The following is a 13,316-nucleotide window of genomic DNA, read 5'->3' as shown; positions in this document are numbered from 1 at the left end:
TTGACAGGGATAAGACCATAAACTTGGCTTTATTTTACTAGTTATTTTTATTTACTAAAATAATCAATTCTTCATCAAATTTAATGTCGGAATTTAAATTTAATAGTTCTTTTATAAACGCCTTTGGATTTTCTAGCGTTAAAATGATTGGTTGAACTGACTCGTTAATATGAATTAGTAAAGTAATTAATTCTTTATTTTTTCCATAAACTTCAACTAGTTGTTTTATTTCAGTAATATCATTTATCTTTAGTTTAACGGTTAGAACGCCTTTATGAATAATAATTTCATCTTGAATTAAGACAATATCGCTTCTTATTAGGCGGAAAGCTGTAATGCTTAAAACAATTATGACTACAGCGATTTGCAAATAAGTCTTTAAATCATTTCCACTGCCAATCAACATTGATATCAACTTGTACAGAATGACTAGGAATATTGAACTTGCTGCCATATAAAATAAAACACTTAGAAAAGTAAAGTGAGAAGAGAATTTAGTTTGCTTCACATTCTTTCGCCTCCTCTACGACTTTTTACTTCTTTTTTTCTACTATATGATTCAAATACCTAAAATGAAACTAGTACTTAAAAATAAATGGTCATTTTTTGACAAAAAACATATGTACTTGCTTGATACTTATCATATTTTCTTACTATAATAGTGTAAGGGTTACCTAATACAAGGAGGATACATATGTTTTCGTTGTTTTCACAAATTATGATTGTCTTATGGACAATTTTCTTATTAGGAATGATGTCAATCGGCGGATACTTTATGTTCAGAAAGTTTTTGAAACGATTACCTAAAGAGGATGGGAAATCGATTTTAGATTGGCAAGAAGAATATTTACAACAAACAAGACATTTATGGTCATCTGAACAGAAGGAATTACTTGAAGAATTAGTAAAACCTGTCCCTTCTTTATTTAGAGATGTTGCTCGAGATAAAATTGCAGGTAAAATCGGTGAATTAGCGCTACTAACTAACGCTACACAAATTACACAAGGCTTAATAATTGAGGGATATATTAAAGCAACTCCTAAACGAGATCATGCATTTTTAGTTAAAACACTAAAGAAAAAAGAAATCGATTTCACAGATTATCAGCATTTACTTGCAAAATAAAACGTGTACCTATTCGGTACACGTTTCTTCATGTAATAATTGTATTTGAAGGAAGCTGTCTTCTCATTTTTTGATATGATTTGTACATCGCTAAGCGCCAAGGAACAATCATTGAAAATGCTAATAAGAAGAACATACCACTTAGTTGACCGACATCGATTGACGAGCTTAAATATAACTTCATTACGATTCGAACAACTAATAAACCAAGTAGAATAAATACGAATGATTTTGATCTTTTTAAATAAATTTCATTATCTACAATTTCGAATTTAGACGTTTTAATCAGAAATAGCGAAAAAAACATCCCCATACAAACAGCTTCTAAAACTTCAGTCCCTGTTAATCTAAACTCCGGTACTAAATACATTAAAGCCCCACTACTCATAAAAAATGGTGGTAAAATTATTTTCTTTAAGTTTGTAGGCTTTTTAGCAGCTTTTAGTCTAACGACAATTACACCTAAAGCCATACAAGTTGCAATAACCGTGCTTATTATGATACTCACATTTTTACTCATTTTTCCACTACCTTTTATCTCAATCTTGAAGACTAAAACTTCACAAGCGTATTGAATACGATTGAATTATCTATAGCCATACTTTAGTACTGCCAATCCATCTTTAAAAAATATCATAAAACAGATGTCTTAATTTAAACTGATTATATAATACTGCTTCTACCCGATCGATGCAAATCCAAAAACTTCAAAACCTGCATTTTTTAACTTGAATTAACTTTTGTGGGATTATTTACACTTCACTATTATACCTATTAAAGATTAAAAACCAGTAAATCCTCCATAAAATCTTGTAAAATAAATTGTTATTTTAGTTAACCAGTCAAAATATAGCATGATTCCCATCATAATCATGATATACCCACCAAAAACTACTATTTTATGTGAATACTTTTTAATCCAACTTAGTGACCCTAAATAAAATGATAAAACAAAAAATGGAATAGAAAATCCAAGTGTATACGCTAACATATAAAACAAACTTGAACCCGGATTACTAACAGCCAATGCAAAAACTGATGTTAAAATTGGTCCGGTACAGGGTGTCCATCCTGCCGCAAATGCTAATCCAATTAATGTAGAACCAAGGAAGCCTGAAGGACGCTTTGAAAATTGAAATCGACGATCATTCATTAAAAATTTAGGTTGGAAAATACCCGTCACAACTAATCCTAAAAATACAATTAAGATTGCACCAACTTGACGAATAAAATCTTGGTAACGCATAAAAAATGAACCAATTAAGGAAGTACTAAATCCTAAAACAATAAAAATTATTGAAAAACCTAGCAAAAAGAACAAAGTATGTAGTAAAGTTTTACTCTTATGTATTCTTTTTTCATTTTGTAAATCACTTAAAGATACCCCTGTAATATACGATAAAAACGCTGGATAAATCGGTAAACAACATGGAGAAATAAAGGACAGAAAACCTGCTCCAAATGCAATACCAATATTTAAATCCCCCATTAACTTACATCCCTTCTCAACTTTACATTCTAATTAACATTATAACAGAATTATTTTTTATTTAGTATTAAAAGTAGTTAACACACTAGGTCCGTCCAAATTTTAAGCACGGAATGATTTTTGTGGCTTTCATTGACTATCATTATAGAATATTAATTAATATGGAATATTTTTACTAAAATTTCGGCACACTTCTTAATAAACTAATTGATTATTAAGGTGGTAAAATGTTTAAAAAAATATGGCCTACTATTTTATTGTTATTAATCCTTATTGCTTATTATTGGAAAATATTACCTTTTATTTATAAATTTCATGAATAATTCATCTAGTCTTTTCAAAATTTCCTCAATTTCAACTTCAAGTTTGCCTATTTAAACAATCTATAAATCAAATTATATTTTCAGTATTATAAAAATTTTCAATGTTTTGTAGTATAATCATATGATAATCTTTGATCCTCTTTTATTTATTGAACACTTTTAGCAGAATAATGGGACCTCGAAGTATAGTTTTAATTATGCTTTATTTATTTTTCCTAAAACCGCTGCTCTTCTTAGTTGTGGAACACTTTATTGTCCAATTAACTATAGGATATGATCAATGAAAGGAGTTACTAACTTTATATGTCAACTGTTTTGCAACAATCAAAAATTACACACCAAAAAGCGAATCGTAGTAAGGAAATGAAGGAAGGATTTTTAGCATCCGTACCTTTAATTATTGGATATTTGCCTGTTGCATTTACATTTGGATTAATCGCAAAGCAAGCTGACATTGATGTACTAAACACTCTTTCATTTAGTGTGCTAGTATATGCTGGTGCGAGTCAGTTTATGGGTTTATCTATGTACTTAGCAGGATTGAGTCTCATCCAAATCTATATCGCTACATTTATTTTAAATTTTAGAAACTTCGTTATGAGTCTATCATTTAATCATCAATTTAAAACTCTTCCTTTTTGGCACAGAGTCTATTTATCTATTACTTTGACAGATGAAAATTTTGCACTGACTACGCTAGGTAAAAAAAGTAATTCATCTAATTACTCGTCTACTTATTTAATTACGTTGCATACAATTGCGTATAGTACCTGGATAACTGGCACTATATTAGGAGTTATTTTTTCAAAACTAATTCCAACAATTATTAGCGAGAGCATGGGGATCTCTTTATACGCAATGTTTATCGGATTATTAACACCAGCCATTCGATCGAATTGGAGAGCGTGTATCATCGTTTTCGTCAGTATGCTTTTAAATTTCATCCTTTCAACTTTTTTAAGTCAAGGTTGGTCCTTAATTTTGTCATCAATACTTGCTAGTTTACTAGCTATTGTATTAATGAAAGGAGATCAAAAAGGATGATTGTATTTTTACTTATATTAGGTATGTGTTTAGTGACAATGATACCACGTATTATTCCTGTATTTATAGTTGATCGGATTCAATTTCCAAATTGGGTATCCTCTTGGTTAAAAGGTGTTCCATATGCCGCACTTGGTGCATTAATTTTCCCAGGTATACTAAGTGTTCAAAAAGGAAATATGAGTGTTGGACTCGTAGGTGGGGTTGTTGCGATCATCTTATCATTACTTAGATTACATATAATTTTCGTAGTTTTTGGTGCAATCGGAGCGGTTTTAATAATGAAACTTTATTTTATTTAGTTAATGTTCCTCATTAATATCAACAAAAAAGTCGCAATTAAATGCGACTTTTTCAAATTATTCGGCCAACAAAAGCGACCCTTTATTTTGTAATAAATACATATTATAGTACAGTCCTTGTTTTGCTAGGAGCTGCTGATGGTTACCTTCTTCTACGATTTTACCTTTATGCAGTACGTAAATGCAGTCAACATCTTGAATTGTTGATAAACGATGTGCGATGATTACCGTGGTTCTACCTTTTCTCATCTCTGTTAGAGCTTCTTGAATTGCTTCTTCTGTTTCGCTATCAATATTCGCTGTTGCTTCATCCAAAATAAGTATGGTCGGTTTAGCAGCGATCGTTCTTGCAAATGTGATTAACTGACGCTGACCACTTGATAGAGTTGAACCTCTTTCAACAACTACTTCATCATAGCCATTAGGTAATTTTTCAATAAATTCATTCGCTCTAACTAATTCGGATGCTTCTTTAATATCTCTTTCAGTTATTTTATTATTGTACATTGAGATATTACCTTTTATATCACCTACAAATAAATAAGGATCCTGCAAAACTAATCCAATGTTAGATCGTAATTCACTTTCTTCAAAGGTTGATAGATTTTGATCATCAATCCGAATTTCTCCGTCTTTTACATCGTAAAAGCGTAATAATAAATTCATGATAGTAGACTTACCACTTCCAGTATGACCAACAAAGGCTACAGACTGGCCAGGTTTAACTGAAAATGAAATATCATGAATTACATTGTGAACTCCGTCATAAGCAAATGAAACATTTTTAAATTCAATACTTCCTTCACTTACCATTGGTAAATCAGTACCTTCTTTAGTAGGAGCTTTTTGCTCTTCATCTATTAAATCAAATACCCTAGAAGAAGATACTACTGCCTGTTGTAATAAAGATAGTTTCATCATCATTTGCGTTATTGGTTCAAAAAATCTTTCTAAATAACTAACAAATGCATATACAGTACCGATTTCAACTGGGTTACTAAATGAAGAAACTCCAAAGAAGCTAAGAACGAACATAATTCCAATTGTATAAATTAAATCTGTTGCGGGTCTTAAAAACAGCGAATCTAATCGTATTGTTTTTACTCCTGCATTATAATGGGATTTATTAACTCCCTCAAATTCATTTTGTAATCTTTTTTGTTGATTAAATGCTTGAATAATTGACATACCTTGCAAGTGTTCGTTTAATTTAGCATTTAAGTTACTTAACTGACCTCTTGTTTCCATAAAAAATGGAAAGCTCTTTTTACGATACGTTAGGATAATGAAATAAACAATGACAACTAACCCTACACAAATCGTTGCTAATTTAACATCTAATGCGTACATCGCAATAATGATTCCCACTAGAAATACAATTTGCTGTATAAATGTCGCTAGTACACTGACATAAAAATCTTTTATTGCTTCTGTATCATTTGTAATTCTAGATACAATACTTCCAATTGGCGTTTTATCAAAAAATGAAAAAGCTAATGAATGTACATGTTCATAAACTTTCATTCTTATATCTTGAACTACTTTAAAAGCTATTTGTTGAAACATTAAAAGTTGTAAATAAGATAGAATGATTTTACCAATCATTATTGCAACATATAAAGAAAACAACATAACGATTGTATCTTTAGGAAAATACCTTTTCATTAAATGATCATCTAAAAATCTCTTAACTAGAATTGGACCATACATTTCACATGCGGTTGCCAGGAATAAGAAAATAAATGCAAAAGTTAGTAGTACTTTATATTTTTTTAGAAATGATAAAAGGCGTATTAAATCTTTTTTCTGCCTTTTAGCATCGATCTCAATTTCCTGATTCATTTATCTCCCTCCTTGCTCAACTAGCTCTTCTAGTTGTTGTCTTTCAAACATTTCTTTGTACCAACCATCAATTTGAACTAAATCTTCATGCTTACCTCGCTGAATAATCTTTCCTTCGTCTATAACGATGATTAAATCACTATGCATTACAGCACTCATTCGATGCGAAGTAATGAATGTTGTTTTACCGCTTCTTTCATCCTTTAATGAACGTAATATTTTTTCCTCTGTCTTAGCATCCACTGCAGATAAACAGTCATCTAAAATTAAAATATTTGGGTTTTTAATTAATGATCTAGCTATTGAGATTCTTTGCTTTTGACCACCTGATAAGGAAACTCCTCTTTCTCCAACAATCGTGTCATACCCTAACGGGAATTCCAAAATATCAGCATGAATATTAGCAATCTCAGCTGCCTTATACACTGTTTCAATTGAAGAATCAATTTGACTAAATGCAATATTTTCTTTTACTGATGAAGAAAACAAGAAATGTTCTTGAGGAACATAACCTATATGTGATCTAAGAGATAATAAAGTCGTATCTTTTATGTCCAAATCACCTACAGAGATCTTACCATTTACTACTTCATATTCTCTCAATAGTAGTTTTAAAAGAGTTGTTTTCCCTTGACCAGTTTTACCAACTATTCCGATTGTTTGGCCTTCTTGGACATTAAAATAAATATCCCTAAATTCAAAGTTGGATTCGTCATTAAACTTAAATGAATCAATTGAATAAGTTATTTCACCCATCGGAAGATTTTTCAATGCTTTTTCTTTATTTTTAATTTCTGGTTCAACACTTAATAAAGAACGAATTCGATCATAAGAAGCGCGGCCTCTTTCTACAATATTGAATAACCAACCTATTGCTAGCATTGGCCAAATTAAAATTCCTAAATAAGTAACAAACGTAATTAATTGTCCAACAGTTATATCATCAGAAATAACTAATCTAGATCCATAAACAACTGCAATAATATAACAAATCGAAACGACCAACATGATTGTTGGATCAAAAAGTGCATCAATTCTAGCAACTCTCATATTATATTTCACTACTAAATCTGCTTGATTTTTAAAAGCACTTACATCTTCCTTTGTTTGTCCTAAACCTCTTATAACTTTTAAACCGCTCATACTTTCTTGAACCTTATTATTTAGTTCAGAAAATGATTCTTGGGCTAGATGAAAGCGTTGATGTAATAATTTTCCATAATACTGCGTCAAAATAGCCATAACTGGTAGCGGCAATAGACTAATTAGCGTTAATTTCCAGCTAATTGAAACTGCCATCATGATTAGTACAGAGCCCCCTAATATAATGGAATCAACAAAAGTTAAGATTCCTGCTCCAGCTGTTTCACGTACTGATTGCACATCATTTGTTGCATGTGCCATTAAGTCTCCAATTCTATTTTTCTGATAAAAAGAAGGAGACATTTTTGAAAAATGATTATATAAATCATCTCTAAGCTGTCTGGCTAATTTCAATGAAGAGCCAAATATTAATCTTCTCCACCAATAACGAAATGCATAAAGAAGTAACCCATTAATAAAAATTAAACCTACCCAAAAAAGTAAGTTTTTACTATTAAGTGAGTTTTTAACCATTTCATCAATTACATAACCTATAACCTTCGGAGGTAGTAGCTCTAAAATTGCAACGATTACTAAAAGAGATATTCCCCATATATAACTTCTTTTTTCTTGTTTAAAAAACCAAAACAAATCTTTAAAAACTGACATTCCTTCACCCCCGCATTGCTGATTAACTAATATTAAAATATTTCGAAAACTCAAAATACAGTGTTCATTATAACATAAAAGGTTCAATATTTTTTAATAATCTGCTTAATTAACGTTGATGTTCAATTCAGGCACCTTCAATACTAATTCTTCAATAGATAGGACAGTCAATTAATTACCTAAATTTTCGTAAATGACGCCCGATGATGTTGATTTCCACTACCGAATGCTCAAAAAGACTATCTATTTGGACAAAAAATAGAAATAATTAAACCTGGGTTTTTTCTGTATACTAAAAAACCACTTTCCATCGGCAATCTTGCCAATAGAAAGTGGTTTCATTTTTGATTATTGTATGAATTAAATGATTTCACATTCTTTATGAATGATTCACATTTGAGTGATTTTCATATATATTGTGTCTTACAATTAGTTCTATACATTCGATAAAGCCTTTAAATAAAGGATTTATTATTTTGTTTGGTTGTTCATAGCCTTCATCATTTGGTTAATTTTCTTTTGTGAAGGTTTTTGACCCATTTGTGCCATCATTACTTTTAACATTTGTTCATTAATTGGCGGATTTTTCTTTAAATAGTTCATTGTGTATTGACGAGCTATGAAAAATCCAATCGCAACTCCAGCAATTAATGCTAGGATGCCGACTAGAAAGTATACCCACATATTTCTTGTTTCCTCCTTAAAATCATCTAGAAACAATTTTACTAAAACTAACCAGTTAATACAAGAGCATTCTACAATTTAATCGTTAAATATACTTTTGATAGGCAATCGGTCTTAACCACCCAAATCGCTGATCCTTCACATCAATCGCAATGAATGTTGAACGAAATTTTCTTAACAACTCGAAGAAGATTGTTTCAGCCTCTAATGTTCCTTCTGCATATATAATCAGTTCGTTAGGATACATTTTAAGCTGAGCCTTAGCACCATCAGCAAGTTCTAGAAGATATTCTCCAGTCTCTTCGTATAAGTAGATTTGATCTGGATTCATTTTGCGAATAAATGTGTGTAGCTCAAATAAAGGTATTGGTTCTGTAATATATTCTAATTGTTTTTCGATTATTTTCCGTAACTCAATGGTTGAATAATAATACTCATATACTAGTTGATATATTTTATGCTCTTTACCATAAAATTCTATAGACAGTGGTTCTCGAACTAAAAAAATTTTATACTCCCTCATATCTTGTCCACTCCCAACAACTATCTGTATGGAAGATTATATATAATTCTTTACAAAATATTTGTCATTTTAAAGGAGTGAAAATCAACTAGTTTTGTCGAAAAATCTTTAATATAGCAAGATAATAAAAAAAGGTTTAAGGAATAGGGAAAGTTATAAAAAAACCTTCCCTATTTCCTATCTTTTTCTTATTTTTATTGTAATACTTTTTTCGCTGCTGAAACTACGTGATCAACAGTAAATCCGAATTTCTCCATTAATAAGTTTCCTGGAGCAGATGCACCGAATGTATCGATGGAAATTACTTCTCCTTCAAATCCTACATATTTATGCCATCCGAATGAAGAGCCCATTTCAACTGCTACACGTTTTGTAACTTCTTTTGGTAAAACTGATTGTTTATATTCTTCAGTTTGCTTTTCGAATAAGTCCATTGAAGGCATTGAAACAACTGAAGCAGAAATTCCTTCTGCAGCTAATTTTTCTTGTGCCCCAACTGCTAATTGTACTTCACTCCCAGCTGCAATTAAAACTACATCAATTTTACCTTCTTTCGCAGGTGATACAACATAAGCACCTTTTGAAACTTTATTATAAATATCAGTTGTAGTACCTTCTAGGATTGGTAAATCTTGACGAGATAGTACTAGCATTGTTGGTGCGTCTTTAGCTTCAACTGCTACTTTCCAGGCTGCAGAGCTTTCATTTCCATCTGCAGGACGAATTACATTAATATTTGGCAATGATCTAAATGCTGCTAATTGCTCAACTGGCTCATGAGTAGGTCCATCTTCACCAACTGCGATACTATCATGTGTAAATACATAAGTAACTGGTAAATTCATAAGAGCAGCTAAACGAATTGCTGGTTTTAAGTAATCAGAGAATACGAAGAATGTAGCACCAAACGCATGTACTCCACCATGGAGTGCCATACCATTTAATGCAGCACCCATCGCAAATTCACGTACACCAAACCAAATATTGCGTCCATTATAGCTTTCTCTTGTAAAGTCACCTTTACCATTCATATAAGTTTTATTTGATCCTGCTAAGTCAGCAGATCCACCAAAGAAGCTTGGTAATACATTTGCAATTGCGTTAATTGCTTCACCTGAAGATGAACGAGTTGCAATTTTTTTACCTACTTCATATTTTGGTAATGCTGTTTCTAAATCTACAGTTATATTGCCTTCAATCGCATTTTTTAATTGAGTTGCTAATTCAGGATATTTTTCTTCGTATTTTGCAAAAGTTGACTGCCATTCTGCTTCTTTCTTTGCACCAGCTTCAACAATTACTTTATTAAAGTGTTCATACACTTCTTCTGGTACGTGGAATGCATTTTCATAACCCCAAGCATAAGCTTGTTTCGTTAAAATAGTTTCTTCTTTCCCTAATGGTTCACCATGTGATTTCGATTTACCAGATTTGTTCGGTGAACCGTAACCAATTGTTGTTTTAACTTCAATTAAAGTTGGTTTCTTTAATTCTTCTTGTGCTTTTTGAATCGCTGCAGAAATTTCATCTAAGTTATTCCCATCTTCAACTCGAATGACTTGCCATCCATATGCTTTGTAGCGATCTTCTACACTTTCAGAGAATGAACGATTTAATTCACCATCTAATGAAATATCGTTAGAATCGTATAGAACTACTAATCGACCTAATTGTAAGTGTCCCGCTAATGAAGCTGCCTCAGCAGAAACACCTTCCATTAAATCTCCGTCACCACAAATTGAGTATGTAAAGTGGTCAACCACATTAAAATCTTCTTTATTATATGTATCTGCTAAATGGCGCTCTGCTAATGCCATCCCAACAGCCATTGCAATACCTTGACCTAATGGACCAGTTGTTGCTTCAACACCATGTGTATGTCCAAATTCAGGATGTCCTGGCGTGTTACTTCCCCATTGACGGAAGTTCTTAATATCTTCAATTGATACTTCGTAACCTGATAAATGTAGCATGCTATACAGTAACATTGAACCATGACCTGCTGATAACACAAATCGGTCTCTGTTAAACCATTTTGAATTCTTTGGATTATGATTCATAAATTTTGCAAACAATGCATATGCCATTGGGGCAGCACCCATTGGCATTCCTGGGTGACCAGAGTTTGATTTCTCGATTGCATCAATTGATAAAGTACGAATCGTATTAATTGCTAATTGTTCAATATTAGTAGACATAAATTTCGCTCCTTTAGGTTATTCACGTATATTATCATATAATTTACCATGATTTATTACAATAACTAACACTTAGTTTTGACATATTTAACAAATTCTTTCCAGGAAATAGAAAAAAGCAGAATTTCCCTCTGCTTTTCTTTGTTATCATTTACTTAAATATGAAATTTTAAAATGTTAACTTTATTTTAGTGTAAGTTTCTTTTACGCATTGCTTTTTCATATTTTAACTTTGCAGGTGTTATGTCATTTCCTTTTTCATCGACAATTTTTAGTGAAGTTAATTCATCGACCATACGAGAACGGAAATCTGCTAAATATTCTTTTCGTAATTGATCTTGTTCAATTTTCTCTTCAGGACTTAATCCTACTTCTTTTGACTTTTTTGATAATTCATTTATTCTATCTAAAGTTTTTTTAGTAACCAATTTTAGCCTCTCCTTTATTTAAACTTATCTATTCTTTTATATCTATAGACAAAGTAGCAAAAATCTTTTCAATGTATCTCATCTTACAATAAATTGCTTTAGCTTTCAATATTGGAGATTTCTTTCATATATTCATTATATCTTCTATTGACAGTCGCTTTTGAAACGTTATATCCAAACCCTTTTAATGTAGCTGCAATTTCTTCAAATGTTAGGTCGTTTTGACGTAATCTTACAATTTCTAAAATTGGTAAGTCTAACTTATCTCTACCACCTGCATTTACACTACCTTCTAGGTTCTTTTGTGGTTTATATCCATTTTCCACCGCCTTTTTCATACCTCTTTTTATTTTCATATTATGAATTTTCCGTTGATATTCCTCTACAATACTTAAAATTTCTAGAACCATCTCATCACTTTCACTTAATTGAAATTGACCATTTTGAGAAGAAGTAAATAATCTTATTCCTTCTTTCTTTAAATAATGTAATAATGCTATTCTTGCATGCCCTCTTCCTAAACGTGTCTCATCTTGTATGAGCAAAGCATCCACTTGGTGTTCTTTTATGATTTGAAAAAGTTCGAATAGCCCTTCTCTTTCTACTTCATACCCACTGGCCTGTTCGCTTATTGTTTCTAGAATACACATTCCCATCCGCTCACCTAGTTCGGTTAGTTCACTTAATTGTCTATGTAATGATGTTTCTTGTGAATCCTTTGCTGTACTTACTCTCGCGTAGATTATTGCATTCATCAACTGACCCCTCCATACGAACACGAAAACTACTTTAATAAAAAATAGAACTAACGTTTGTATATCATATCCTATCATGATATAATGAAAAAAATAAAGAGGAACGTATTATCTACCTTATGGGCAAGGGGGAAATTAGGATGAACAAACTATCTAAAAGGCAAGCAGAAATATTAGCTTATATTAAAGATGAAGTAAAAATTAAAGGTTATCCACCTTCAGTTCGAGAAATTGCTGAGGCTGTTGGATTAGCTTCAAGCTCAACTGTTCATGGTCATTTAGAGAGACTTGAACAAAAAGGATATATTCGAAGAGACCCTACAAAACCACGTGCGATCGAGATTCTTGGCGAAACAGCTGCAGTAGTAAACGAAGCACAAGCATCATACAGTGAAATCTATAACGATATTATTAACATTCCTGTAATCGGTAAGGTAACAGCAGGTATTCCTATTACTGCAGTTGAAAACGTAGAAGAATATTTCCCTTTACCTACATCTGTCGCTCCATCTAACGAGCAAGTTTTCATGTTACGTGTAGAAGGTGATAGTATGATCAATGCAGGTATTTTGAATGGTGATCTAGTAATCGTTAAAAAACAATTTACTGCTGAAAATGGAGAAATTGTCGTTGCAATGACTGAAGATAGTGAAGCTACTGTAAAGCGCTTTTATAAAGAAAGTGACCATTTTAGACTTCAACCTGAAAATGATGCCCTGTTTCCTATTTTATTAAAACAAGTATCAATTTTAGGAAAAGTAATTGGAGTTTATCGTACATATCATTAATACTTTTAAAAGCAATGACATTTTTATGTGATTGCTTTTTATTTTTAGGCTCTGTTAATATT

14 protein-coding genes are annotated in these 13,316 nt (G+C 31.5%); 4 read left to right on the top strand and 10 right to left on the bottom strand.

All coding sequences use genetic code 11. From position 1 onward, the window contains the following. Positions 1-37 precede the first annotated feature (37 nt). Positions 38-508, bottom strand: a complete 471-nt coding sequence (locus COC46_RS20630; protein ID WP_098811772.1) for a hypothetical protein — start codon at positions 506-508, stop codon at positions 38-40. A 186-nt stretch (positions 509-694) separates the two neighbouring features. Here COC46_RS20630 and COC46_RS20625 point away from each other — a divergent pair, with 186 nt between their 5' ends. Continuing rightward, on the top strand, positions 695-1,126 hold the full coding sequence (locus tag COC46_RS20625) for a DUF2621 family protein (protein WP_098811771.1): 432 nt from the start codon (positions 695-697) through the stop codon (positions 1,124-1,126). Between the two features lie 28 nt (positions 1,127-1,154). On the opposite strand, the gene COC46_RS20620 is transcribed toward COC46_RS20625, so the two are convergent. Further along, positions 1,155-1,646: a CcdC family protein gene (locus COC46_RS20620; protein ID WP_098811770.1), complete on the bottom strand. Its 492-nt coding sequence runs from the start codon at positions 1,644-1,646 to the stop codon at positions 1,155-1,157. A gap of 261 nt (positions 1,647-1,907) precedes the next feature. Beyond that, positions 1,908-2,615 (bottom strand): cytochrome c biogenesis CcdA family protein, encoded by a 708-nt coding sequence (locus COC46_RS20615; RefSeq protein WP_098811769.1) that lies wholly within the window; start codon positions 2,613-2,615, stop codon positions 1,908-1,910. Between the two features lie 626 nt (positions 2,616-3,241). On the opposite strand from COC46_RS20615, the gene COC46_RS20610 reads away from it, so the two are divergent. Further along, positions 3,242-3,982, top strand: coding sequence for an AzlC family ABC transporter permease (locus COC46_RS20610; RefSeq protein WP_098811768.1), 741 nt, complete (start codon positions 3,242-3,244; stop codon positions 3,980-3,982). Continuing rightward, positions 3,979-4,284, top strand: a complete 306-nt coding sequence (locus COC46_RS20605) for an AzlD domain-containing protein (RefSeq protein WP_098811767.1) — start codon at positions 3,979-3,981, stop codon at positions 4,282-4,284. The genes COC46_RS20610 and COC46_RS20605 overlap by 4 nt, the downstream gene beginning before the upstream one ends. 57 nt (positions 4,285-4,341) lie before the next feature. Here the strand turns inward: COC46_RS20605 and COC46_RS20600 are convergent, their stop codons facing one another. The 7 genes from COC46_RS20600 to COC46_RS20570 all read right to left on the bottom strand — a co-directional run bounded on the left by COC46_RS20600 (position 4,342) and on the right by COC46_RS20570 (position 12,466). Then, a complete protein-coding gene (locus COC46_RS20600) occupies positions 4,342-6,126 on the bottom strand; it encodes an ABC transporter ATP-binding protein (protein WP_098811766.1) in 1,785 nt (594 codons plus the stop codon). Continuing rightward, entirely contained in the window at positions 6,127-7,878 is a 1,752-nt protein-coding gene (locus tag COC46_RS20595; RefSeq protein WP_098811765.1) for an ABC transporter transmembrane domain-containing protein, read from the bottom strand. It lies immediately after the preceding gene. A gap of 471 nt (positions 7,879-8,349) precedes the next feature. Then, positions 8,350-8,562, bottom strand: coding sequence for a YneF family protein (locus COC46_RS20590; protein WP_056476721.1), 213 nt, complete (start codon positions 8,560-8,562; stop codon positions 8,350-8,352). A gap of 85 nt (positions 8,563-8,647) precedes the next feature. Beyond that, positions 8,648-9,085 (bottom strand): sporulation inhibitor of replication protein SirA, encoded by a 438-nt coding sequence (sirA, locus tag COC46_RS20585; protein ID WP_098811764.1) that lies wholly within the window; start codon positions 9,083-9,085, stop codon positions 8,648-8,650. Between the two features lie 194 nt (positions 9,086-9,279). Beyond that, positions 9,280-11,283 (bottom strand): transketolase, encoded by a 2,004-nt coding sequence (gene tkt / locus COC46_RS20580; RefSeq protein ID WP_098811763.1) that lies wholly within the window; start codon positions 11,281-11,283, stop codon positions 9,280-9,282. A 188-nt stretch (positions 11,284-11,471) separates the two neighbouring features. Next, a complete protein-coding gene (locus COC46_RS20575; RefSeq protein ID WP_098811762.1) occupies positions 11,472-11,711 on the bottom strand; it encodes a DUF896 domain-containing protein in 240 nt (79 codons plus the stop codon). A gap of 98 nt (positions 11,712-11,809) precedes the next feature. After that, complete coding sequence (locus tag COC46_RS20570; RefSeq protein WP_098811761.1) at positions 11,810-12,466, bottom strand: YneB family resolvase-like protein; 657 nt, start codon at positions 12,464-12,466, stop codon at positions 11,810-11,812. A gap of 140 nt (positions 12,467-12,606) precedes the next feature. Between COC46_RS20570 and lexA the strand changes: the two genes are divergently transcribed. Continuing rightward, complete coding sequence (gene lexA / locus COC46_RS20565; RefSeq protein WP_098811760.1) at positions 12,607-13,254, top strand: transcriptional repressor LexA; 648 nt, start codon at positions 12,607-12,609, stop codon at positions 13,252-13,254. The last annotated feature ends 62 nt before the right edge of the window (positions 13,255-13,316 follow it).

The sequence above is a fragment of the Bacillus sp. AFS041924 genome (genome assembly GCF_002577195.1).
GTDB lineage: Bacteria > Bacillota > Bacilli > Bacillales > Bacillaceae_G > Gottfriedia.
This window is presented reverse-complemented; position numbering and strand designations above follow the sequence as displayed.